This is a genomic window from Pontibacter sp. YIM B11418 (assembly GCF_059278805.1).
The window spans coordinates 1-24769 of sequence record NZ_JCAEMH010000010.1 but is presented as its reverse complement, the minus strand read 5'-3'; the positions used below and the strand labels follow the sequence as shown (position 1 = coordinate 24769).

Below are 24769 nucleotides of genomic sequence, written 5' to 3'. Positions count from 1 at the left end.
GGCTATACCTTGTGTTAATGGCGACGCTGCTGAGCTACTTCGTGCCCGTGCTGCCGTAGCCGCCAGCACCGCGCTCAGTGTTTGTCAGTACTTCTGCCTCGGCCCATACCACACGCTCGTAGCGCGCTACCACCATTTGGGCCACACGTTCGCCGTCCTCTACCACAAAGTCCTGATCAGACAAATTCACAAGCAGTACCTTGATCTCACCGCGGTAGTCCGCATCGATGGTACCCGGGCTGTTCACGATAGAGATGCCATGCTTGTAGGCCAGTCCGGAGCGGGGTCTGATCTGCGCCTCGTGTCCTTCGGGCAGCTCAATGAAAAGGCCGGTCGGTATAAGGGCGCGCTGCAGTGGCTTCAGAGTAACGGGTGCTTCTAAATTGGCACGCAGGTCCATACCTGCCGAGTGCTCCGTTTGGTAAGAAGGGAGCGCATGCTTGGATTGGTTAATGACTTTAACCGGTAAGTTCGTTGTGTTCATCTATTAAAGATAAAGATTATTTTTTAGATAGGAAGTAGGCCCGCTCTCGCAGCCAGACCACTGCCAGGAAAACGCCCGAAAGCGACAGGTGGTATGCATGGCGCAGCCAGAAGTTCTCGACAGGTATAAAATAAGCTGCCGCCACCAGTCCCGTAGCCAGTGCAATGTAGCCCAAAATGGTTTTGACAGGGTAGGGGATCGGGTAGTGCACATTGCCGAGTAGGTAAGTCGCCAGTGCCATGCCTACATAACAGATGAGCGTGGCGATGGCCGAGCCCATATAGCCCAGCACAGGTATAAGCAGCAGGTTGAAGATGATGGTAATGGCTGCACCGCCAAAGCTGATGTAAGTACCGAAATGCGTTTTGTCGGTGAGCTTGAACCAGACAGTGAGGTTGTAGTAGATGCCCAGGAACAGGTTAGCCAGCAAAAGCACCGGCACCACCATCAAACCGTCATGGTATTCAGGACCGATCAGCAATGCGAAGTCTTCGAGGTTTGTTGAGATAAACAGGTAGATGAAAGCACAGGCAATCACAAACCATTTCATGACCAGAGCGAAGGCTTGCGGCGACTCCTTCTCTTTCGCTTGCGAGAAGAAGAACGGCTCGGCGGCATAGCGGAAAGCCTGTATGGTGAGCGTCATGAAAATGGCGAGTTTGTAACAGGCGCTGTATATACCTACGGCCGCCATGTTGCTGGTGCCCGGATAGAAACCTTCGGGCAGATAACGCTCCAAAAGTATCCGGTCTATCACTTCGTTGACCATGCCGGCCAGCCCCATGAACAGGAGCGGCCATGAGTATTGCAGCATCGGCTTGAGTTGCTCCACATCCAGCCTGAAGCGGAAAATGCGCAGCTCCTTCCACAGCATGGGCAGCAGCAGTGCATTGGCCACCAGGTTAATCAAAAAAATATAACCAACTCCAAAATCTGGATTGTACAGGTATGCGGCTAGCGGTTGCAGACTCGTGAGGTACTGTCCTTCGTAAATGTGCCGCAGCAGGACCAGGAAAAAAAGATTGGCCCCTACTGTCAGCATGATGTTGGCCAGCTTAATGGAGGCGAATTTGATGGCTTTGTTCTGATGCCGAAGCCAGGCAAATGGTATAGCCACCAGCGCATCGATTGCCAGCACAAGCGCCAGCCAGACGATGTACTCACGGTGTTCAGGGTAGCCGATGTAGTCTGCAATTTGTTGCGAAAAGAGCAGCAGTATACCTGTGAGAATCGTGCTGCTGACCAGAATGGCGCTCAGCACCCGGTTGTAAACTGTTTTCGGGTCTTGCTCAGGTTTATTGGCAAAGCGGAAAAAAGCCGTCTCCATACCGTAGGTATACACGACATTGAAGAAAGCCACGAAAGCATACAAGTAGGAGACCACCCCATACTCTTCGGGAAGGAACACCCGGGTATAGACCGGCACAAGCAGGTAGTTGAGGGCGCGGCCCACAATGCTGCTAAGTCCGTAGGCAGCTGTTTGCCCGACCAGTTTTTTGGCGATGCTCATGCGTTTGTTTTAGGGCAGGGAGGTATAGGTATCAGCTGAAAAAGACAGAACGCGCTATACCTGCCATTTATTGATAGGTATAGCGCGTTGCTGCAGGTATAAGATTAAGCGCCTTTGAATACAGGCTTGCGCTTCTCCAGGAATGCATTGGTGCCCTCAATAAAGTCTTGTGAGGAGCAGCAGCGGGCAAACGAGTTGGCCTCTGTCTGATAGCCATTCTCGTCTTTGTCGTACACGGCGTTCACACAGTCGATTACCAGGCCAATGGCAAGTGGGGCCTTAGACACGATCTTGTTCATGATCTCCATACACTTTGGCATCAGTTCTACAGCAGGCACTACGTGGTTTACCAAACCAAGTGCCTTGGCTTCGTTCGCGCCAATCATGTCGGCCGTCATCATCAGTTCCATCGCTTTGCCCTTACCGATCAGCTGTGTCAGGCGCTGCGTTCCCCCGTAGCCCGGTATCAGGCCTAGGTTTACTTCCGGCTGACCAAAACGGGCACCTTCGCTAGCAACGCGCATGTGGCAGGCCATGGCTAGTTCGCAGCCTCCGCCGAGTGCAAAGCCATTCACGGCAGCGATCACAGGCTTGGTGCAGCGTTCGATCATGCTGAAAACCTCCTGACCGCGCTCTGCAAAACTGCGGGCGTTTACGTCACTAAGTTCTGAGATCTCCGAAATGTCAGCACCTGCTACAAAAGCTTTTTCTCCGGCACCGGTAAAGACGGCTCCCTTCACAGCAGGATCGTCATAGACTTGCTGGATGGCAGCCTTGATCTCCCTGATGGTGTCGATGTTGAGGGCATTTAGCTTATCTGCACGATTAATGGTGATGATAAGAACGCCATTCTCGAGGTTGAGCAGCAGGTTTTCGTATAGAGACATAGTTGAATACGGTATGGTATTTAGATAACAGCAGCAAATATAGTAGTGATTTAGCTAAATCCCTAAAGTGCAATCCGGCAATGGCTCAGTTCTAATGGTCCTTCCCTAAAGATTCACATCAGCGTCGTCCCTCTGGTCTTGATTTGTTATATTTGTGCAATTTATAAATACAGTACGCTCACGTTATACCTTATTTTCATGCTTAAGGCTTTATTGCGCTTTTTTTTTCTGTTTTCCGTCCTTTCACATGCTAGCTTTTTCTCCGCATCAGCTCAGGACGCGCCGGTCGATACAGCGGCGGTGCCGAACATCTGGGACTTTGGCGGTACCGGCACGGTCAACTTCAGTCAGGTGAGCCTGAGCAATTGGGCAGCCGGAGGACAGAGCTCGCTGTCAGCCCTGGGTATACTGAACATCTACAGTAACTATAAGAAAGGTAAAAACACCTGGAACAACACCCTGGACCTGACTTATGGCACTGTGAAGCTACAGGAGCAGCGCCTGCGCAAGAGTGACGATCGCCTTGAGCTGAACCTGAAGTATGGCAGGCAGGCTTCGAGCAAGTGGTTTTACACGGCCCAGCTCAATACCCGTACCCAGATCAGCCCGACCTATACCCCCGAGCGCGACTCGGTGGTCTCTAACTTCATGGCGCCTGCCTTTGTGCTGGCCTCCATCGGTATGGACTACAAACCCAATCCCAAGCTGTCGGTTTTCATTTCACCTTTTACCGGCAAATTCACGGCTGTGCTCAACCAGCGCATGGCTGACTACGGGGCTTTTGGGGTGGAGCCCGCTCGGAGTGACCTGGAAGGCAATCTTATACCTGGCACCGGGGAGCGACTGCGCGAAGAGTTCGGGGGCTTTGTGAATGTGCGCTTCAAGAATGATATATTTAAGAATGTGACCCTGCAATCCAAAGCCGATCTGTTTTCTAATTACCTGCAGAATGCCAAGAACATTGATGTGAGTTGGGAGAACCTAGTAAACTTTAAGGTGAATAAGTTTTTGTCCGCCAGTCTCTTCGTGCATATGATCTACGATGATGATATTTTGATCGATATTGACCGCAGCGGTGATGGTACAATGGATGGGAAAGGGCCTCGTTTGCAGCTGAAAGAAACCGTGGGAATAGGATTATCTTATAAATTCGAATAGTAAACTTTTAATTACCACTTCTTGTTATTCACTAAAAATGTATACTTTAGCGCATAATGTACGTTGTATAGATACATTATCAAAAGTGGATTTATGAAAAAAATCATATCGTTACTATTCTCTCTTTCTTTCCTCCTGTTTGTGTCCGATGCAATGGCACAAACTTCCAGTTCTTCGAGCACTTCGCTGAACTCCGGGAAAGACGAATACTGGGGTACTGCCCGGGTGCAGGAAAAGGGTACTACCGCTGATGCCGTCGGTGCACGCGCTTCAGGTATGGATGCACGTTGGAATGCTTATGAAAACTCGAACCGTACCCGCTTCACCAAAGACCGCATCAAAGGGAGCAAGCGCATGGAAGCCATTCTGAAAAAAGAGAAAGAAATGCACCGCAAACACAAGCGCGACAAGCGTCGTCTTGCCCGGTATTCCTTGTAATAGAACACCCCGAATGCATTTAAAAGCCCCGCCTGATTAATCAGGCGGGGCTTTTTTTGATCCTGTATAGTATAAGCGAGGCGCGCAACATATATGGCTTGGTTTTGCTATACATTAAGACAGGATTTGAGGTATAGCCTTACCACTAAAGAAGGGTAAAGGTGAGACTTGATTTAGAAGCTGGCAAAGCTCTTTCAAAGTATAGCTGTACTATTTCAGCAGGTATAGCTTGCGATTGGTCAGTGCATTTGATTTTCCTATACCGGATTCGGATTGACCAATCCGAATCCCAACTGTATCGGGTCTCCAGACCCGCGTAATCCATACTTTGATTTATGGGGATGTGGACAATCTCGAAGAGCGTTTCCTTAAGTTCATAGAATTGGGAACAAGGGCCTCGATAAAGCTTCGGGGCATGAATGTACCGAAGAGCATCTACTTATGTTGACAGAATTAGTAGATAGGATGGTTTCATTACCTCAAACGTGCTCTTAATTATGTAGGTATAGCGCTGCTGTATTCAGGTATAGCCCTTCTCAGGTAAAGCAAGTGGTCAGGTATAGCTATTATTTTTCAGGTATAACCAGTGCCCGCTGCTTCAAGATGGCTTTGCTGACTGGCCAAAAACAAAAGGCTCCCGCTTTCGCAGGAGCCTTCTTTATGATTCATGATGCAGCTGTATTACAGCGTACGCTTCACTTCTTTTTCTACGTAAGCTTCGATTACGTCACCGATTTCGATCTCGTTGTATCCTTTCAGGCTGATACCGCATTCGTAACCCTGGCGCACTTCAGACACATCGTCCTTGAAACGCTTGAGTGCCAGAATCTCGCCGTCGTGTACCACAATGCCGTCACGTACCAGACGTACTCTGGAGTTACGCTGAATAGAGCCATCGGTGATCATACAACCTGCAATCGTACCAACTTTGGTGATGCGGAACACATCGCGAACTTCGGCGTTGCCCGTAATCTCCTCTTTCATGGTAGGAGCAAGCATACCTTCCATTGCGTCTTTCACTTCGTTGATCGCATCGTAGATGATAGAGTACAGACGAACGTCGATCTGCTCCTGCTCTGCCAGTCTGCGGGCGTTCTGTGAAGGACGTACCTGGAAACCGATGATGATCGCATCAGAAGCCGAAGCCAGCAATACGTCAGATTCAGAGATAGCGCCTACGCCCTTGCTGATGATGTTCACCTGCACCTCGGCAGTAGACAGTTTCAACAGGGAGTCAGCAAGTGCCTCTACGGAACCGTCCACGTCACCCTTCACAATTACGTTAAGCTCCTTAAACGTACCGATGGCCAGACGACGACCGATTTCATCCAAAGTGATGTGCTTGCGGGTACGCAGGCTTTGCTCACGCTGCACCTGTGCCCGGTTGGTGGCGATTTCACGTGCCTCGCGCTCCGATTCCATCACCTGGAATTTGTCGCCGGCCTGTGGCGCACCGTCCAGACCCAATAGCTGTACCGGAGTGGATGGGCCTGCCTCTTTCATTTTGCGGCCGCGGTGGTCGGTCATGGCTTTCACCCTACCGTAGTGGGAGCCTGCCAGTACCACATCACCTACCTTCAGCGTTCCGGTCTGTACCAGCACTGTTGCTACGTAGCCACGGCCTTTGTCAAGCGATGCTTCGATAACCGTACCCACTGCATTTCGGTCCGGGTTGGCCTTAAGCTCAAGGAGTTCGGCTTCCAGCAATACTTTCTCCAGCAGGTCAGGAATGCCCTGTCCCGTCTTCGCAGATATTTCCTGCGACTGGTATTTACCGCCCCATTCCTCTACCAGGATGTTCATCTGAGCGAGCTCTTCACGAACCTTATCCGGGTTAGCAGCTGGTTTGTCTATTTTATTCAGTGCGATGATAATAGGGGAGCCGGCAGCTTGTGCGTGGTTGATGGCCTCTTTTGTCTGTGGCATCACCGAGTCATCGGCTGCTACCACAATGATTACAACGTCCGTTATTTTGGCACCACGGGCACGCATGGCCGTAAAGGCTTCGTGACCCGGTGTATCCAGGAAGGTAACGGTACGCCCGCTCTCTGTCTGCACCTTATAGGCACCGATGTGCTGCGTGATACCGCCGGCCTCGCCAGCTGTTACGTTAGCATTTCGGATGTAGTCAAGGAGGGAGGTTTTACCGTGGTCAACGTGACCCATGATGGTTACAATTGGGGCACGATCCAACAGATCCTCTTCGTTGTCTTCTATTGTATCTTCAAGCGCCTGCTCATCCTCTGATGTGATGAAGTCAACTGCATAGCCGAATTCGTCTGCAATGATAGTGATGGCTTCGGCGTCAAGGCGTTGGTTAATAGATACGAACATCCCCAGCTGCATACATACCTTGATGACATCATTCACACTCACGTTCATCAGCGCTGCCAGGTCATTAGCTGACACGAATTCTGTTACACGCAGGGTCTTCGACTCTGCCTGCTCCATCAGGCGACGCTCTTCTGTTGCATCCGCAATAGCAGAGCGCTTCTCACGACGGTACTTGGCACGATTACCACCGCCTCCTTTGCCGCCGCTTAACTTCGCAAGCGTAGCTTTGATCTGCTCCTGGATTTCCTTATCCGTTACTTCTGCTTTTTCTACACGTGGTCCCGGAGCATTGCGTGGTCCACGGCCGCCTGGGCCTCCGGGTCCGCCACCGCCAGGACGCTGTCCCGGACGATTGCCCTGATAGCCTCCGCCTCCGCCACCCGTATGCTGGATAGGGCGAGCCTGTGGATTGGAAACACTTTGTCCCTGGTTCTGGTTGCCACCCTGTTCCGGGCCGGCCACAATAATGCGCTTGCGCTTTTTCTTCTTACCGGCCTTCTTGTCATCAGAAGACGCTACCGGCTTAGTACCTTTTCTACGGGAGCTGTCTGGCAATTCAATCTTGCCCAGCACCGTAAGGCCTTTCAGCTGGTCGGCTTTTGCTGTAATTGTTTCTATTTGTTCTGGTCCTTTTTCTTCAGGAGTAGCAGGTGCCGGCTTTTCCGGTGCCTGTGGTGCCGCTGCTTGCGCAGGAGCCGGTGTTCTTTCAACTGGTTTTTCAGCTGGTTTCTGTTCCGCAGCAGGGGCAGGAGGCGTTGCCGGTTGCTGTGGCGTTTCAACTTTTGGAGCTTCCACCTTAGGGGCTTCAGCTTTAGGTGTCTCTACTGCTGGAGCGGCAGGTGTTTCCTGCACAGGCGCTGCCGGCTTCTCCACTGGCTTCTCTACCTGAGGGGCAGGGGCTGGATGCTCTGGTGCTTTCGCTTCCGGGGCTTTTGGCTGTTCCGCTACAGGTGCCTTTGGCTCTTCAGGCTTCGGGGCAGCCTTCGGTATCGGACGGCCTTTGGCGTCAAGCTCTATTTTGCCGAGCACCTTTATACCTGGAAGCTTTGCTTCAACAGGCGCCGGTGCTGGCTCCGCTTTTGGCTTCGCCTCTGCGGCTTCGCTTTTCGGCTGGTGCGCGTTCTTGATCAGGATCTCCTGCTCAGGCTCCGATGTTTTCTTTGGCTCGTGATGAGGCTCCGATTCCACTATCTGGTTGCTTTGTGGTTTCTTGCCGATGTTCAGTTCTTCCGCTTCAATCTTGTCTTGCATGGAAGAGGCGAACTCTTTAGCCAGCATACCGAACTGCTCTGCCGTGATTTTGGTGGTGGGTTTGTTTTCCACGTCAAAGCCTTTAGCAGAGAGGTAATCCACAATGGTAGCTGTACCAATGTTTAAAGTAGTTGCAACCTGTTTGAGCCTCCTGATTTTGTCTTCTGCCATGTTCTGATATACTGTCTTTATTATTGTGTTAATATACTATAGTTGCCTTGCAAGGTATAGAACTACGCCCCGTCCCGAATATTTTTCAAAATTACAGTAACGGAGCGCAACTCACAACTATTGATTGTCTTCTTCTTCCAACTCTTCGCGCAGGATGGAGAGCACGCTGTCGATCGTCTCTTCTTCCAGTTCTGTTCTGCGAAGCAGGTCTTCTTTCGAAACGGCCAGTACGCTCTTGGCTGTGTCCAGACCGATGCGACGCAGTTCTGCGATCACCCAGTCCTCGATCTCGTCCGTAAATTCCTCCAGGCTGATGTCTTCTTCGTATACCTCAGACTCACGGAACACGTCGATCTCCATGTCAACCAGTTTGCTGGCCAGTTTGATGTTCTGTCCGCCTTTACCGATCGCAAGCGATACTTGGTCCGGCTTCAGGAACACCGATACACGGCCGTTCTCGTTGTCTATCTTCATGCTGGTGATCTTAGCAGGGCTAAGCGCACGCTGAATGTAGAGTTCCAGGTTGTCGGTGTAGTTGATCACGTCGATGTTCTCGTTCTCCAGCTCGCGCACGATGCTGTGGATACGGGAACCCTTCATGCCCACGCAGGCACCTACCGGGTCAATACGGTCGTCAAACGATTCTACGGCTACTTTGGCACGCTCGCCGGGCTCACGCACAATTTTTTTGATCGCAATCAGGCCGTCGTAGATCTCTGGTACCTCGTTCTCGAACAGACGCTCCAGGAATGCTGGAGATGTACGGGAAAGGATGATCTTTGGATTACCGTTCACGATCTCAACGCGCTGTACCACAGCACGCACTACGTCGCCTTTGCGGTAACGGTCTTTCGGGATCTGCTCACCCTTCGGGATCAGCAGTTCGTTTTCTTCCTGGTCGAGCAGCAGTACTTCGCGGTTCCATACTTGGTATACCTCACCAGAGATGATCTCGCCAACAAGATCCTTATACTTCTGGAACAGGAGTTCTTTCTCCATGTCCTTGATGCGCTGGATGAGTGTCTGGCGTGCGGTCAGCACAGCGCGGCGACCGAAGTCCTCCAGCTGTATCTCTTCCGATACCTCTTCACCCACTTCAAAGTCAGGCTCTATTTTCTGCGCCTCCGATAAGGCGATCTTATCATGATCCCAGATGTCCTCCGAGTTGTCGTCCACGATTTCGCGGTTACGCCAGATCTCCAGGTCACCCTTCTCCACGTTCAGGATGATGTCAAAGTTCTCGTCGGTGCCCCACTTTTTGCGGATCATGGTACGGAATACATCCTCCAGGATGCGCATCATCGTCGGGCGGTCTATGTTCTTGAATTTCGCGAATTCAGCGAACGACTCGATCAGGACTGAACTGTTCATTATCTTATCATTTAAATGAGATTACAACATTTGCTTTTACAATTTCCCCGAAAGGTATTTGCACAGGCTCATACGTTGCCTTTTTGCCTTTTTGTTTGATTTCTTCTGTCAGGTTTATACCTGTTTCTGTTACTTCTTCCAACTTGCCGGTTTTTTCGGTGCCATCCTGCATTTTCAGCTTCAGATTGCGGCCGATGTTTCGCTTATACTGCTGCGACTGCGTGAGCGGAAAATCCACCCCCGGTGAGCTTACCTCCAGCACATAAGAAACCTCCTCGCCATACTCCTCTGCGATCTTCGCATTAACGCGGCGGCTGATGCTGGCGCACTGGTCAATTGTGATGCCCTGCTCGCCGTCAGCCAGCACGGTTATCTTGGGGCGCACCGCCGAATCAGACACTGCCACATCTACGATGAACAGGTCATTTTCCGGTAGGCTGGCTTCCACCATTGCGCGAATACTTTGTGCCGTTATTGCCATATTAAATTAAAGAAAATAAAGAAGGGGACCTCGCGTCCCCTCATCTCCTTGGAAATAATGTCACAAATTTACTATAAAAACATTATATAAACAACAATATGTGTGGAAGTGCGCTGTAAATTATCTGGTTTCTGGAGATTTCGGACGGTATTTGAGCGCCTATAGCAGGCTACCGAATGGGCTTCGGTTCGGTAACATGAACCAGCGCGCGAAAAGTTCTGCTTTTTAAAAACGGTACTGCCGCCGCATCTGAATATATTCTGAAGCGAGGCTTGATATTCCTACAGGCATAATTTGTAAGTTTGCCACCGTGGCAGGTACATTCAAACGCATACGCCGGAAAATCTGGCTGATCCTTAACATTCTGGTAGTGCTCTGGCTGCTGCTCGGGGTGCTGAGCATGCGCGTGCCTCCCTACGAATTCTGGCCTGCGGGCTTCATGGCTTTCTCGCTTCCCGGTGCGCTGGTACTCAACTTCCTGTTTTTCATTTACTGGCTGCTGAAGCGCTCATGGTATGTGTTTCTGCCGCTCGCTGTGATCGGCCTTGGTTGGAACCACTATGGCCGGCTGGTGTCTATTTCATGGGACAAAGAGTTGCCTGCTGACGCTAAAACCCTCGAGGTGCTCAGCTTCAACGTGCATATATTCAATGCCTACGACAAAATAGTGAAAGGCGTGCCGCGTGTGTCGGAGGAGATGGTGGATTGGGTAGCCACCCACCCTGCTGATGTGTTCTGTTTGCAGGAATTTTACAGTCGCGTCAACTCCACCGAGTTCAATAATTTTAACCGGATCGGGAAAAGGTATAACCGGTATGTGTTTGCGTCAACCTACCAGAGCGATCGTATTGTTTCTGACGTCGGGGTGGTGATATTCTCAAAATATCCGATCATAAGAGGTAATACTTTACACTTTTCAAACACTTCAAAGCGCAGCGCCAACCGGGCCGCCTGGGTAGACATCAATGTGAAAGGAGATACGGTTAGGGTATACGCCGTGCATCTGCAGTCGATGAGCATCCGGGCAGCAGATATCGAAAATACCTACTCTGCGATAGGCGACGAAGTGAGCTTTAAGAAAGAAAGTCGCAATCTGGCCCGTCGTTTGCGCATGGGTTTCCGGGCAAGGGCGCTGCAGGTACAGCAGCTGCTCGATCATGTGAAGACTTCACCTTATCCGGTTATTGTGACGGGCGACTTCAACGACATTCCGTTTAGCTATACCTACAGTCAGTTGGTAAGCGAGTTGAACAACTCGTTTGAGAAAGCCGGCAATGGAGTGGGGGCCACTTACAACGGTCCGCTGCCCTTCCTGCGTATTGATAATCAGTTCTACAGCGACGGCCTGGAGGCCTACGATTTTAAAACGCATTACGAAATGCCGCTTTCTGACCACTTCCCGATCTCGGCCACCTATGTCATCAAGCCGAAAGAGGAGTAAGGCACTGACGGTATATTTTCTTAATTTTGAACTTTGGTTTGCCAGCGAGGTTAACCGGAAAGATCAAGTATAAACAGAAGGCATGCCCTGTTCGCATGCACTTCCTATACCGATACCATGCAACACAAACTCAACCTGTATAACACGCTCACGCGCAAAAAAGAACTGTTCGAACCGCTGCACGCGCCCTTCGTGGGAATGTATGTCTGCGGGCCGACCGTGTACGGCGAACCCCACCTGGGCCATGCCCGCAGTGCCGTTACCTTCGACGTGCTGTACCGCTACCTCAAATACCTGGGCTATAAGGTACGCTACGTGCGCAACATCACCGACGTAGGGCACCTCGAAAACGATGCCGACGAGGGAGAGGACAAGATCCAGAAAAGAGCCAAACTGGAGCACCTCGAGCCGATGGAGGTCGTGCAACATTATACCAATGTGTACCAGCAGGACATGGCGACACTCAACGCGAAGTCGCCGGACATAGAGCCACGTGCCTCGGGCCACATCATTGAGCAGATCCAGATGATACAGGAGATACTCGAGAACGGGATGGCCTATGAGGTGAACGGATCGGTCTATTTTGACGTGCCGGCCTACCACAAAGATCACAATTACGGCAAGCTTTCCGGTCGCATCATCGAAGACCTGCTGAGCAATACCCGCGACACCGAGGGGCAGGGCGAAAAGCGCTCGCCGCTGGACTTTGCGCTTTGGAAAAAAGCATCGCCGCAGCACATTATGCGCTGGCCTTCGCCCTGGAGCGACGGCTTTCCGGGCTGGCACCTGGAGTGCTCGGCTATGAGCCGCAAGTACCTGGGCGAGACCTTCGACATCCACGGTGGCGGACTTGACTTAATGTTCCCGCACCACGAATGCGAAATTGCGCAGAGCCAGGCCAGCCACAGTCACAGCGATGCCGCCCGCTACTGGGTGCACAACAACATGATCACGGTGAACGGCCAGAAAATGGGCAAGTCGCTGGGCAACTTCATCAACCTGAGCGAGCTCTTCAGCGGCAACCACCAGATGCTGGAGCATGCCTACAGCCCGATGACCATCCGCTTCTTTATTCTGCAGGCGCACTACCGCAGCACCCTCGACTTTAGCAACGAGGCACTACAGGCCGCCCAGAAAGGGTACAGAAAGCTGATGAACGGTATGCGTGTACTTGAAAAGTTAAGTTATCCGGAAGAAGGTGTAGGCACACCGGATGAGAAGCTGAACGATGAGCTGCTGAAACTGACCGAAGATTGCTTCCGTGGACTGAACGACGACCTGAACACGGCCCGCGCGATCGCCTCGCTATTCAACCTCCTCAAAAAGATCAACAGCCTATACCTGGGTCAGCTGCAGATCGGGGCACTGACGCGCGGCACTTTCGATACCATTCGCACGACCTATACCGAACTGGTAACCGATGTGCTGGGTCTGAAGGATGAACCGACTGCTGACATGGAAGAAATGCTGGAGCTGGTGCTTGGCTTTTACAAAGAAGCGAAAGAGAACAAGGCGTATGACAAGGTAGATGCCATCCGTGCTGAACTGAAAAAGCAGGGCATCGTGATCAAAGACTTGAAAACCGGAATTGACTGGGCTTATGAAGAATAATATGAAGCTACTGGCCATGCTGCTGTTTGGAGCGATGGGGCTTAACGGCTGCGACTCTTCCGAAAACGGAAACAGTAGCGAGCGTGTGGCAACCACCGAAGTGGAGGAGGCTGCCGCTGTGCAAGCGCCTGAATTTAATGCGGACTCTGCTTATTTCTTTGTGGATCGGCAGGTGGCTTTCGGGCCGCGAGTACCGAACACGGCCGAGCACTACAAAACAGGAGAGTGGCTTATCGAGACGCTGCGTGGCTACGGTGCTGAGGTACAGGTGCAGGCTTTTCAGGCAAAGGCTTTTGATGGCACTATGCTGAACCTGCGCAACATCATCGGCACCATCAACCCGAATGCAACCAAACGGGTACTGCTGGCCGCTCACTGGGACACACGTCCCTTTGCCGACAAAGACGACAAGGACCAGAACAAACCCATTGACGGCGCCAACGACGGTGCCAGCGGTGTTGGTGTGCTGCTTGAGATTGCCCGTACCATTCAGGCTGCTGAGCAGAAACCGGGTATAGGCGTCGATATCATTTTCTTTGATGGGGAAGATTACGGACGCCCGGATAACAGCGATCATCCTTACATGCAGGACGACTGGTGTCTGGGTTCGCAGTACTGGAGCAAGAACAAGCATACCCCGAATTACAAAGCGAACTACGGCATCCTGCTCGACATGGTGGGAGCTGAGAACGCCAAGTTTGCCCGTGAAGGTACCTCCATGCAGTACGCCCGCAACATCGTGGACAAGGTATGGCGCGCCGGCAATCGCATTGGTTACTCCGACTATTTTAAGTATGTGAATGCTCCGGCCATTACCGACGATCACTATTACGTGAACACAGTGGGCGGTATACGCATGATCGACATCATCGAGTACAACATGGCGAACCAGGACGACTACTTCGGCCACTACCATCACCGCCATACCGATACGATGGACATTATCAGCAAAAACACTTTAAAGGCAGTGGGCCAGACCGTGCTGCACGTGCTGTACAACGAGTAAGGCTATACCTGACCAACACAGAGAAGGCGCTCCTTGGAGCGCCTTTTTTATTTTTTAACAACAGAGGGCAGTACGTTGTCTTCCGTCATTTTCTGCACAGTCAGTTCAGCAAACTGATTGGCTGCCTTGCGGAGGCTGCTAGGGCTGTGCGACTTGGACTGGGCTGACCAAACCAGCCGGTCAGTATTGGCATCGTAGAGGTTGGTTTCGAGGTAGTATACCTTGTCTTCGGTGTAGTAACCGGGGTCGTAGAGCGTAGGGTACCAGTAGGTATAATAGCCCCTGAAACTGCCATACCACATAAACCGCGTCATGGGGCGGTACCCCATGTTGCCAGGCACGTAACGGGTTTCAGTTTGCTCATCTACCAGGGCAGCGGTGAGGATGGCGTCATGGCCGTTTTCTTTAATACGCTCGATGAGCAGGTTGACATCGGGTTGGTTTTTAGCAGTGGCTGAGGGCGGGAACAGGTCCATGCTGCGGGTCGCCTGAATGCCACGCATCTGCAACTGGTCTACCAGGTCATTTTCTACTTCCTGCCGGGCCAGCACATTATCGGTGAGGGCTGCCACAACTACCCGCCGGTAATTCTGGGCTTCGATCTCCGGGCTTTTCCAGGAGCCCAGAATCTGTGTAGAAGAAGAGCAGGCGGCTATACCTGCCAATAGCAACAGAAGCCAGGCGTATGTAAGACGTTTATGTATCATGTCATGGCGCTAACGTTCTTATACCTAATGCTTTGTATAACGAGTATAGGGTTGTTTTAGATTTAAGATAACAAGGTATAACCCTGCCCTATACAAGCAGACGGCGAGATGATGTTATTTAGTGCCAGGTATAGAGAAACATTTTAGCGAGGTATGCGGTATGTTGGGGCAGTATACCCGTGCTGGTCATCAGAAGGCATGATAATTTCTGAAGTATACAAAAGCGTTATATATTTGTCCTGCAATTCAATACGTCCCTTTATTAAAACCATTAAAAAAATGTCGTACGATAACATCGTTTCCTTACTAGGCTCTGAAGCGGAGAGCCTGCTTCAGTATGAAAGCAAAACAATTTCCAAGGACCTGATCCATGCACCGGGACCTGACTTTGTGGACCGCGTGTTCTCACTGTCTAACCGTAACCCGCAGGTATTGCGCAGCCTGCAACAGCTCTTCAACACAGGTCGTCTGGCGGGTACCGGTTACCTGTCTATCCTGCCGGTAGACCAGGGCATCGAGCACACAGCGGGTGCTTCTTTTGCTCCAAACCCGATTTATTTCGATCCGGAGAACATCATCAGGCTGGCGATCGAGGGTGGCTGCAACGCCGTGGCAACTACTTTTGGTAACCTGGCGATGATGTCCAGAAAGTACGCGCACAAGATTCCGTTTGTGGTGAAGATCAACCACAACGAGCTGATGACCTATCCGAACAAATATGACCAGATCATGTTCGGTTCTGTGGACGAGGCCTGGAACCTGGGCGCTACGGCCGTAGGCGCTACCATCTACTTCGGTTCTGAGGAATCTTCCCGCCAGATCATTGAGGTGGCAGAGGCGTTTGAGAGAGCGCACCAGTTAGGTATGGCCACCATTCTGTGGTGCTATACCCGCAACAATGCTTTCAAGAAAGACGGCGTAGACTACCACGTGGCCGCTGACCTTACTGCACAGGCCAACCACTTGGGTGTAACAATCCAGGCGGACATCATCAAACAGAAACTGCCTGAGAACAATGGTGGCTTCAAGGCGATCGGTTTTGGCAAGACGCACGAGAAAATGTACTCTGAGCTTTCTTCTGACAACCCGATTGACCTGGCCCGCTACCAGGTGGCCAACTGCTACATGGGCCGCGCCGGTCTGATCAACTCCGGTGGTGAGTCGAAGGGCGAGTCGGATCTGGCGGATGCCGTACGCACAGCCGTTATTAACAAGCGTGCAGGCGGTATGGGCCTGATCTCTGGTCGCAAGGCGTTCCAGAAAGACATGAAAGTTGGTGTGGAGCTGCTGAACGCGATTCAGGACGTATACCTGGCCAACGACATTACACTTGCGTAATCTGTAGCAGAACTGCTGATTATTAACTAATTTTACAGCCTGCTTTGGAAAAGCTCCTTTGTGAGTATTCCGGAGCAGGCTATATTTGTGCCCGAATCTGCCCGATTTGGAAAGAGGAGTGTGGCGGAACAACCATTTAATGTGCAGCATGCACGCCCGATACGATTATGATGCCTTGGTTTAAACGAGTAGAAAAAGGAATTAACACGCCGACAGAGGAGAAGAAGGAAACCCCGGACGGTTTGTGGTATAAGTGCCCGGAATGCAAAACGGTGACCAGCATGACCGAGCACCGCAAAAACCTGAAGACCTGCGTGAAGTGCAACTACCACGACCGGATTGGTTCGAAGGAGTATTTTGCCATCCTGTTCGACGACAACAAATTCACGGAGATGGACGAGGATATGAGTTCGGGTGACCCTCTGAATTTCGTAGACTCCAAGCCATACCCGCAGCGTACAGTTGAAACCGAGCGCAAGACCGGCTTGAAAGACGCCGTGCGCACTGCCTATGGCAAGTCCGGAGGCCGGGACATCACCATCGCCTGCATGGATTTTGCTTATATCGGTGGCTCTATGGGCTCTGTGGTAGGGGAAAAGATTGCCCGCGCCATCGACCATGCCCGCAAAACGCGCACGCCTTTCATGATGATCTCAAAATCAGGTGGCGCCCGCATGATGGAGGCCGGCTTCTCACTGATGCAGATGGCCAAAACCTCTGCCAAGCTAGCGCTTCTCTCGGAAGAAAAACTGCCTTACATCTCTTTGCTCACCGACCCGACCACAGGTGGTGTGACCGCATCATACGCCATGCTGGGTGATTTCAACATTGCCGAACCGGGCTCTCTAATCGGTTTTGCCGGACCGCGTGTGATCAAAGAAACGATAGGCAAGGACCTGCCGAAGGGCTTCCAGAGTGCAGAGTTTGTGCTGGAACACGGCTTCCTGGACTTTATCGTGGACCGCAAAGAGCTGAAGCAGCGCCTCGTTGACCTATTGGGTATGATCATGCCAGCCGCAGAAGAAAGCAACGGCACTGCTAAGATCCAAAAAGCTGCCAAGTCATCATAAGCAGATTGTATTAATATCTCGGACTAAAAGAGCCTGTTAGTGTCGCTGACAGGCTCTTCTGCTAGCACTCAAACATGACAAAATATAAGCTGGACAAGGGGGAACAAACCTTTTCGGCTCATGAAAGTAATAGTTTGGGTAAAGCACAATATTGTGCCTAAGTTTGGCATTAGTATTGCGAAAGCACAAAAGCGATGCAATGCGCAAATGTATTAACCAATACGACTATCAATCAAAAACCATTTTTTCAAATTTATCAAAAGACTATGAAATTAGTAAAACTATCGTTGACATCGATGCTGGCTGTTACCATGCTGTTCACTTCGTGCCAGACTACAGCTCCTACCACTTCTGGAACAGGCGATACGTCAACCACAACGGGTAACAGAACTGATACCAGCACGACTGGCCAGGAAAAGACAGGTATGAATAAAACCACCAAAGGCGGTATCATCGGAGCGGGCTCCGGCGCTGTAGTAGGTGGTATCATCGGTAACCGAATGGGCAACACCGCGGCGGGCGCTATTATTGGTGCTGCAGTGGGTGGTGCTACAGGTGCTGTGATCGGTCGCCGTATGGACAAGCAGGCTGAAGAACTGGAGAAAAGCATGGAAAATGCCAAGATCGAACGTGTAGGCGAGGCCATCCGCATCAACTTCGACTCAGGTATCCTGTTTGCCGTGAACTCTGCTGAACTGAGCGACAAAGCCAAAAAAGACATTGACGGACTGGTAGCGACACTGCAGAAATACGAAGGCACGAATATCATCATCGAAGGCCACACTGACAACACCGGTAGCCGTGAGCTGAACCAAGGGCTGTCAGAGCGTCGTGCGCAGTCTGTTGCCAACTATGCCCGCACCCAAGGTGTAGATGCATCGCGCATGCAGGCAAAAGGCTATGCGTTTGACCAGCCAATTGCTGATAACACAACAGCGGAAGGCCGTTCGCAGAACCGCCGTGTAGAGGTTATTATTATTGCAAGCGAGGAGCTGAAGAAGGCTGCTGAAAACGGTGAGATAAAGTAAGGAATCAGGTATAGCACCTGTACTGGAGCGCCTGTCAGCTTTACCTGACAGGCGCTTTTTTGTGCAGCAGATTTTAGCAGATAACTCCTTTAGCAGGCTCCTAAAGCCATTTATATAGTGTTTTTGAATATTCTTCTGTTGGTTTACGTATATACTTTGCCTAATGTAAGTTACCAATAGTGTGCTCCTAACATATTAAATAATAGGAGGTTAAGCGCATTGGGTAGTATAACTGCTATATGTAAATACAACATTTTAATGCATTTGGAGTATTAAGGGCGTAATCTGACAACTATAATTGAAAATTAAAAAACGAAGACAATGAAACATATCAGAATTTATTTGGCAGTACTTGCCGTATTCGGTTTATTATTTACTTCCTGTAATGCCAGCCGCACGGCCAAAGGCGGTGCCATTGGTGCCGGTAGTGGTGCCGTAGTGGGTGGTGTAATCGGTAAAGTGGCTGGTAACACAGCAGCAGGTGCCATTATTGGTGCGGCAGTGGGTGGTACGGCCGGCGCCCTGATCGGTCGCCACATGGACAAGCAGGCGGAAGAGCTGCGCCGTGACCTTGAAAACGCGAAAGTAGAGCGTGTAGGGGAGGGTATCAAAATTACCTTTGACTCAGGCATCCTGTTCGACGTGAATTCTGCTGAACTGCGTTCGAATGCGCAAACGGACATCCAGCAACTGGCCACTACGCTGAAAAAGTACGAAGACACGAACATTATTATCGAAGGCCACACCGACAACACGGGTAGCCGCGATCTGAACCAGCGTCTGTCGGAGCGCCGCGCTGAGTCGGTGGCGAGCTATACTACCCAGCAGGGCGTTTCGCGTAGCCGTATCACAACGCAGGGTTGGGCTTTTGACCACCCGGTAGGCGATAACTCTACAGCAGCTGGCCGTCAGGCTAACCGTCGTGTTGAGATCGCGATTTTTGCAAACGAGAAAATGAAGAAAGCCGCAGAGCGCGGTGATTTGTAAGCATTAATCAGACTAATGAAAAGCCAGCTATACCGCTACAGGTATAGCTGGCTTTTTTTGTAGCGCTAACTTTTAGAAGTAGCAGGTTGCTTGCCGAGACGCAGTACGATGGCAAGCCCGATGGCGATGACGGCTCCCATGAAAGCGAGCGCCATGTCTTTTTGCGCGTCCCAGATATCACCCTGCATGCCCAGGTAGGCCATGCCTTGCTCATCCCCATCATACACAAGGTCGGCCACTACCCATTCCACTATTTCGTACACCGCGCTCAGCGCCAGGACAAGTGATAGTGTGAGCACAATGCTCAAAAACACGCTCAAACTGAAGCCACGTCTCGCCACCTCATACAGCGGGTAGGTGAGCATGAGTCCGAAACCGAAGTGCACCAGGCGGTCGTAGTTGTTGCGCTGGAAATTGAATGGCTCTTTCATCCACTCGCCAAAGGGGTTGTCGGCATACTGGTAGTGGCTACCGTACACGTGCAGCATCATGAACAGGAAAATCAGGGTATAGCTGGTGTCGGTGAAGCGGAAGATGTTGTAAAAAGCTGCCAGTATGATCAGCACAGAGAGCGAGAGCGAGTTTTCGAGCAGCCAGTTGAGCAGATCAGGTGTGGTAAAACCCGTGTATGCCAGGAAACTCACAAAAATGGCGGTATAGGCAATGTGCAGCGGCCTGCGCAGAAAAGGCAGCTTGTTCTCGGAGCGTAAAGTCATTGTAAACGTCATGTGCCAACGGGTTTAGTGCGGGACTGCAACATTAACCTTCATTTGATACACATGTTTTGACTAATTGGATACAAGCCTTCAAAAAATCCTCAGGCCATCAGGTCTTTTTGATAGAACACCAGTCTGATCGGGTTGTCCTCCGGGTTCTGGGTCGGGTCGCAGTGGTAGCCGAACATCTCTACGCCATTCATGTAGGGGAGCAGCTTTTTGTAGAAGGTATGGCCTGTGTTTTCGGGGTTGAAGGTGATGTCGTGGTATACGCAGGTCGGCAGCGAAGACATGCGGCTCAGCCTGTCGAACAGGACGTCGGGCTTGCCCAGATCGCCGGAGTATACAATGCGGTTATCCTCTTCTTCGAAAATGTAGGCAAATGTCTGCAGCCCCTCTGAGTGCATGCCGTAGGTGTCGACGGCCTTTATACCTTCAAAATGCTCGAGCGGCATGAACTCCGCGTACTTGTCGGGGTCCTTCACCTGTATTTTCAAAAACTCGTATACCTGCGCTTTGAACTGGTCGGTTGGGTATAGGATGATTGGCTTTGGGTCTTTGTCTACCACATGCTTGTGCAGCAGCAGATTGGCCAGGCTACCGCAATGGTCGTTGTGGAGATGTGTGAGCAGGATATGGTCTACCCGATGCAGCAGATTTTTGTGTACCAGCGTCTGGTAGACCGTAAAACCGCAATCGAGCAGGACACACTTTCCCCGTACCGTCACCATAGCGGCAGAGTTCATGTAATCGATGTCAAAAGCCCCTCCTGTTCCTAGGAATTTGATTTGCATAGAATGAAAGTTAATGCCGTTTTTGGCTGGGACTAAAAGTATAGCGGGAGTTGAAATAAATTGTTGTATTATAATACAATTTTCCCAGATAAATGTTCGAACATCCACACTGGCCCTTTCCAGCTGATTTTGACGGTAACGCCATCAGCACAAAGCCGTTAATTAAGAACTGGCTAACCCACGAGTGCTATGGAAGGATATGAACTACCCGCTGAGGAGAAAATAATGATTACCCACGAGCTGCTGAATCAGGAGTACAAGCCCCTGACGCTTGATCCGCGCCGCAGTCACATGCACGAGCTTATCTCGACGATGCTCTCGCACCGCACTAACCATAAAGACGAAGAGAAGGCTTTCTATACCATGATGGAGCGCTTCGGAGACTGGGAAGGGGTGATGAATGCCCCTTTTGACGATTTGGCCGATGCCATCAGCACGACGCGCTACCCGGGGCAAAAGGTACCGCAGATTCAGGAGACCCTGCGCATCATCAAAGAGGAGCGGGGAGAGTTTAGCATCGATTTCCTGGAGGAAATGCCGGTGGAGGAGGCGCTGGCCTGGCTGACGCGACTGCCGGGAGTAGGGCTCAAAACGGCAACGCTTGTGCTGCTCTTCAACTTCAAAAAGCCGGTGCTGCCTGTGGATACGCACGTGTTCCGGGTGAGCCAGCGGGTGGGGCTGATCGGAGCCAAGGTCACAGCCAACAAAGCCCACGACATCCTGCTCGATATGCTGCCCAAAGATGCCCTGGTGCTTTTCAACTTCCACAAGCACCTGCTCAAGCACGGACAGCAGATCTGTACCTGGTCCTACCCGAGGTGTGAGAAGTGCGTGCTGAACGGCATCTGCAATTACTACAACCAGGTACGGGCTAAGGGGATTGATAAGGCCGCCTGAGGAAACCCATGCCTTGTTCTTTAACAAGAGGCAGGTATAGGTATAGCGAGAAGACTATACCTTATCAGCTTTACCGATGCTTTAGTTGTCCACCTCGCTCAGCGCAGGCCGGGTATCGTGTTCGTCCCGTTTTTCATATTGTACCTGAAACGCAGACAGGTTGGGTTTGAACTTGCGTTCTCTCTTCAGTTCGTGCTGGTAAATGATCTGCCCCAGGTGGAAGAGGAAAGGGTAGCCAACGGTGTCGTAGTCATACTTCCCGTCATTCAGCACGTCGTCGCTGTTCACATATACCGTAGCTGTGAGCATGTACTCCACCTGGTTTTCAAAATCAGCCACGTACGACACATCCGTCAGGAAACCATAGGACCAACCCACTTTGTTGAACACCCGCACATGCTCCGGCATACGGTGCGTTTTGTCCCGGAAGAAGAACTTTACATAGCTGTCATAAAAAAGCGAGGTGTCATACTTGGGGTAAGACGTCTCGGAAGGGTACTGCGACAGGTAACGGTACAGGAAGTTGTAATCGTCTTTGGAGAGGTTGAAGAGTTGCTTCCTGGGTACTGAGGCCGGAAACATCACCGACTGCAGTAGCTGCTGCAGATCCTCCAGGGGCAGCTTGTTGTGCTCCGTAAAATCAAAAGGCCCCTGTACCAGGGTGTCGCGGCTGTCGTAATGGGCCTTTCCCAGTTTTATGACCTGGCTGAAGTCAATGGAATCGGTGTTGTACAGCGGCGGTTGGGAATACCTGGTGCTGCCATCTTCATTCAGAAAGCGGACGGGGTTTGAGTGGCGGTTTTGCTCTGTCGTAAAGCCCATGAACTGCCGCACGATGCGGGAATCTTTGTAGCCCTTACTTTGTAGGCTTCGGTTGATCTCCTGTTGCCCTACCAGCTGGTACAAGCGGTTATAAGGGTCGTTCTCGCTGATCAGCAGGGCCCGCTTGATGAAATGCGCGATGGAGGGCAGGCCAGTGGCCGAAGTAGCGTCTGTGTAAAGCGACGTCTGCCCCACCTGGCTGCTGTCAAACACAACAGGCGTGTGCTTGTCTATACCTTTCTTCCGGAGCGTGTTGAGCTTCTCCAAGGCCATAAAAGCAAGGGGTAGCTTGACTGTAGAGGCCGGGTTGAAGTAAAGATCAGGGTCGTGATTAAAATAGTAGTTTTTGAAAGAAGGCTTATTATTCTTATCGCGGTTGATCTCGGTATAGATTATCTGCACGCGGTATTTCTCAGGGTCGCGGAGCAGCACATTTACACTGTCGTTGCCAGCTTTTATCAAAAGCTCCCGCAGAAATTCATCAGTTCTTTTTTGAGCCATGGAAGGTTGGAAAATGCAGAGCATCAAAGCTAAGAAGAGTATACGTTTGGTCATATGATGCCTGAAAGTTGTTCAGATTGCGTGATAGGTACTCTCCCCCAAACAGAGGCCATGTTTTGCTGGTTTAACGAACAGTGCTAAGCTAGCCATCAAGTGGTTTTACATTGACAAAGTGTTTTCTCAGTCAGGTTTCGCATTCAGCGTGCCTTTTTAGCAGAGCTCATACCTCTACAATTGAAGTTTCATCATGATATCGGTCTGCTCGTCATCACCTAATTTGAAAACATGCTTGTCAAACTCGACAAAGCCATTTTTCTTATAGAACTTGATCGCTCTTTGGTTTTCCTCCCAAACGCCCAGCCAAACGTACTCGGCCTTCATTTGCCGTGCCATTTGAATCGCGTGTTCATAAAGTAATTGACCCACATGTTTCCCATGATATTCTTTTAGCACATAAATACGCTCTATTTCAAGGCCTTTGTCGTCTTTCAGTTCCGTCTGTGCTTGGCCATAGTTTAGCTTTAAGTAGCCGACTACTTTATCATCAATTGTCGCGAAATAAAATTGAGAGTTACTGTCATGGAGTTCGGTCGTCAGTTTTTTAACAGACAATCCCTCATCCAAATACTTTCTCATATCCTCCGCCGAATTCTTAGCTGAGAAGGTCTCAGAAAAAGTCTGTCTGCTGATTTTTTGCAGTTGACTTATATCGCTTGGGGTAGCTCTTTTTATAGCGATGAAATCCATACTGTTTTCGGGCTTAGTGTTGAAGTTGGCACTGACGGTCAAGGGTAAGCGTGGTGTGGGATTATGGAGCAATACATGCCACCTGTTCTAAAGCTGGATAAATAACAAACTGCTAATCACAGCAATCTGATCCACATCACTCTTATACATTGTTACCCATAGGTATTTTAACTTTTGATTCGAATTCGGTTAAATCTTTACAAATTATCTCTGCACCCTTTTCAAGTAGTACTTTCTCATTTGAGATGCCGACTCCGACAAACTCCAGCCCTAAGTTTTTAGCTGAAACTAAGTCCCATATACCGTCTCCAACAGAAATAACTCTTTCAAAATTTTGCACATTGTAATAGTTGGCTGAATTCTTAATTGCTTGGCGTATAATTCTTTCTCTTTCCTGAATATTGTCTGAAGCTACTAGTTGCCATTTTTCAAACCTTATTCCAATAGATGATAATTTATGCTCTGCAGGTCTTCTTAGTGAGCCTGTAGCAAAGCAAACTCCAAATTCAGAATCATGGTGTAGTACCTCAACCAGCCTTTTTGCTCCTGCTATTTCTTCAAAATTCAGACACTTTATTTTTTCAGTTAGCCTACTCTCGAATTGGGAATATATTTTTTTTGAAAAGTTCTTTTTCCGTTCAGACTCATAAATCTCTTTTGCAATAAAACTATCTGTATGGTGCTTGAAAGATTTGAATTCCGATTTGATTTCTTCCACACCAATTTCGAACAATATTTCAGAGAATGCTTTTTGATGTTGTTCAACACTGTCAGTTAAAGTGCCATCAATGTCGAATACTATTAATTTGTTCTTTTGCAAAATAGTTTATTTAGTAATGGGTAACGGACTGGTGCAGTTGAAGCCCGTAGCGCAGGAAGGGTTAAGGCTGAACTTTGTGCTTGTTGCACAACCTATTGAAGATAGTCGTAAAAGGATATATTACCAAATCTTTGATGGGATGCAGGGCAGGAAAACTTTCGAGGACGAGCGGGAGCTGCGCTTCTCGCTCTCGGCGCAC

The 24769-nt window shown here is 50.4% G+C and carries 23 protein-coding genes; 11 read left to right on the top strand and 12 right to left on the bottom strand.

The genetic code is table 11. The features are described from left to right. Positions 1-34 precede the first annotated feature (34 nt). The 3 genes from dut to AC4QZR_RS19325 form a co-directional block, all read right to left on the bottom strand. Positions 35-484, bottom strand: coding sequence for a dUTP diphosphatase (gene dut / locus AC4QZR_RS19335; protein WP_494482382.1), 450 nt, complete (start codon positions 482-484; stop codon positions 35-37). Positions 485-500: 16 nt separating this feature from the next. Further along, positions 501-1994 carry a lipopolysaccharide biosynthesis protein gene (locus AC4QZR_RS19330; protein WP_494482381.1) on the bottom strand — a complete coding sequence of 498 codons (1494 nt, stop codon included), beginning with the start codon at positions 1992-1994 and terminating at the stop codon, positions 501-503. Positions 1995-2098: 104 nt separating this feature from the next. Beyond that, complete coding sequence (locus tag AC4QZR_RS19325; RefSeq protein WP_494482380.1) at positions 2099-2881, bottom strand: enoyl-CoA hydratase/isomerase family protein; 783 nt, start codon at positions 2879-2881, stop codon at positions 2099-2101. Positions 2882-3079: 198 nt separating this feature from the next. Here AC4QZR_RS19325 and AC4QZR_RS19320 point away from each other — a divergent pair, with 198 nt between their 5' ends. Together AC4QZR_RS19320 and AC4QZR_RS19315 are read left to right on the top strand one after the other, a co-directional pair. Next, positions 3080-4039 carry a DUF3078 domain-containing protein gene (locus tag AC4QZR_RS19320; protein ID WP_494482379.1) on the top strand — a complete coding sequence of 320 codons (960 nt, stop codon included), beginning with the start codon at positions 3080-3082 and terminating at the stop codon, positions 4037-4039. A gap of 93 nt (positions 4040-4132) precedes the next feature. Further along, the gene (locus tag AC4QZR_RS19315) at positions 4133-4477 is read left to right on the top strand and encodes a hypothetical protein (protein ID WP_253402019.1); all 345 of its coding nucleotides are present in this window, start codon (positions 4133-4135) and stop codon (positions 4475-4477) included. Between the two features lie 681 nt (positions 4478-5158). Here AC4QZR_RS19315 and infB read toward each other — a convergent pair. The 3 genes from infB to rimP form a co-directional block, all read right to left on the bottom strand. Then, positions 5159-8233, bottom strand: a complete 3075-nt coding sequence (infB, locus tag AC4QZR_RS19310; protein WP_494482378.1) for a translation initiation factor IF-2 — start codon at positions 8231-8233, stop codon at positions 5159-5161. 117 nt (positions 8234-8350) lie between these two features. Then, entirely contained in the window at positions 8351-9604 is a 1254-nt protein-coding gene (gene nusA / locus AC4QZR_RS19305) for a transcription termination factor NusA (protein WP_188502283.1), read from the bottom strand. A 7-nt stretch (positions 9605-9611) separates the two neighbouring features. Then, positions 9612-10085, bottom strand: a complete 474-nt coding sequence (gene rimP, locus AC4QZR_RS19300) for a ribosome maturation factor RimP (RefSeq protein WP_494482377.1) — start codon at positions 10083-10085, stop codon at positions 9612-9614. Between the two features lie 310 nt (positions 10086-10395). Here rimP and AC4QZR_RS19295 point away from each other — a divergent pair, with 310 nt between their 5' ends. From AC4QZR_RS19295 to AC4QZR_RS19285, 3 genes are all read left to right on the top strand, one after another. Beyond that, positions 10396-11526 (top strand): endonuclease/exonuclease/phosphatase family protein, encoded by a 1131-nt coding sequence (locus AC4QZR_RS19295; protein ID WP_494482376.1) that lies wholly within the window; start codon positions 10396-10398, stop codon positions 11524-11526. 117 nt (positions 11527-11643) lie between these two features. After that, positions 11644-13137, top strand: coding sequence for a cysteine--tRNA ligase (gene cysS / locus AC4QZR_RS19290; RefSeq protein WP_494482375.1), 1494 nt, complete (start codon positions 11644-11646; stop codon positions 13135-13137). After that, positions 13127-14143 carry a M28 family peptidase gene (locus tag AC4QZR_RS19285; protein ID WP_494482374.1) on the top strand — a complete coding sequence of 339 codons (1017 nt, stop codon included), beginning with the start codon at positions 13127-13129 and terminating at the stop codon, positions 14141-14143. Before cysS ends, AC4QZR_RS19285 begins: the two co-directional genes overlap by 11 nt. A 47-nt stretch (positions 14144-14190) precedes the next feature. Here AC4QZR_RS19285 and AC4QZR_RS19280 read toward each other — a convergent pair whose 3' ends face one another. Further along, complete coding sequence (locus tag AC4QZR_RS19280) at positions 14191-14850, bottom strand: DUF4136 domain-containing protein (RefSeq protein ID WP_494482373.1); 660 nt, start codon at positions 14848-14850, stop codon at positions 14191-14193. Positions 14851-15129: 279 nt separating this feature from the next. Here AC4QZR_RS19280 and AC4QZR_RS19275 point away from each other — a divergent pair, with 279 nt between their 5' ends. From AC4QZR_RS19275 to AC4QZR_RS19260, 4 genes are all read left to right on the top strand, one after another. After that, positions 15130-16188, top strand: coding sequence for a class I fructose-bisphosphate aldolase (locus AC4QZR_RS19275; RefSeq protein ID WP_494482372.1), 1059 nt, complete (start codon positions 15130-15132; stop codon positions 16186-16188). 170 nt (positions 16189-16358) lie between these two features. Continuing rightward, a complete protein-coding gene (gene accD, locus AC4QZR_RS19270) occupies positions 16359-17258 on the top strand; it encodes an acetyl-CoA carboxylase, carboxyltransferase subunit beta (RefSeq protein WP_253403327.1) in 900 nt (299 codons plus the stop codon). Positions 17259-17569: 311 nt separating this feature from the next. Then, positions 17570-18286 carry a YiaD family glycine zipper/OmpA-like lipoprotein gene (locus tag AC4QZR_RS19265; protein ID WP_494482404.1) on the top strand — a complete coding sequence of 239 codons (717 nt, stop codon included), beginning with the start codon at positions 17570-17572 and terminating at the stop codon, positions 18284-18286. Positions 18287-18607: 321 nt separating this feature from the next. Beyond that, entirely contained in the window at positions 18608-19273 is a 666-nt protein-coding gene (locus AC4QZR_RS19260) for a YiaD family glycine zipper/OmpA-like lipoprotein (protein WP_253402039.1), read from the top strand. A 65-nt stretch (positions 19274-19338) separates the two neighbouring features. On the opposite strand, the gene AC4QZR_RS19255 is transcribed toward AC4QZR_RS19260, so the two are convergent. Next, on the bottom strand, positions 19339-20001 hold the full coding sequence (locus AC4QZR_RS19255; RefSeq protein WP_494482371.1) for a DUF2238 domain-containing protein: 663 nt from the start codon (positions 19999-20001) through the stop codon (positions 19339-19341). Positions 20002-20090: 89 nt separating this feature from the next. Then, positions 20091-20783 (bottom strand): MBL fold metallo-hydrolase, encoded by a 693-nt coding sequence (locus AC4QZR_RS19250; protein WP_494482370.1) that lies wholly within the window; start codon positions 20781-20783, stop codon positions 20091-20093. A 189-nt stretch (positions 20784-20972) separates the two neighbouring features. Between AC4QZR_RS19250 and AC4QZR_RS19245 the strand changes: the two genes are divergently transcribed. Continuing rightward, positions 20973-21680: an endonuclease III domain-containing protein gene (locus AC4QZR_RS19245; RefSeq protein WP_494482369.1), complete on the top strand. Its 708-nt coding sequence runs from the start codon at positions 20973-20975 to the stop codon at positions 21678-21680. A gap of 81 nt (positions 21681-21761) precedes the next feature. Here AC4QZR_RS19245 and AC4QZR_RS19240 read toward each other — a convergent pair whose 3' ends face one another. The 3 genes from AC4QZR_RS19240 to AC4QZR_RS19230 all read right to left on the bottom strand — a co-directional run bounded on the left by AC4QZR_RS19240 (position 21762) and on the right by AC4QZR_RS19230 (position 24570). Then, complete coding sequence (locus AC4QZR_RS19240) at positions 21762-23003, bottom strand: serine hydrolase (RefSeq protein WP_494482368.1); 1242 nt, start codon at positions 23001-23003, stop codon at positions 21762-21764. A 228-nt stretch (positions 23004-23231) separates the two neighbouring features. Continuing rightward, entirely contained in the window at positions 23232-23750 is a 519-nt protein-coding gene (locus AC4QZR_RS19235; protein ID WP_494482367.1) for a GNAT family N-acetyltransferase, read from the bottom strand. A gap of 142 nt (positions 23751-23892) precedes the next feature. Continuing rightward, positions 23893-24570: an HAD family hydrolase gene (locus AC4QZR_RS19230; RefSeq protein ID WP_494482366.1), complete on the bottom strand. Its 678-nt coding sequence runs from the start codon at positions 24568-24570 to the stop codon at positions 23893-23895. A 16-nt stretch (positions 24571-24586) separates the two neighbouring features. On the opposite strand from AC4QZR_RS19230, the gene AC4QZR_RS19225 reads away from it, so the two are divergent. Beyond that, the coding region (locus AC4QZR_RS19225) for a hypothetical protein (RefSeq protein WP_494482365.1) at positions 24587-24769 on the top strand (183 nt) is incomplete at its 3' end.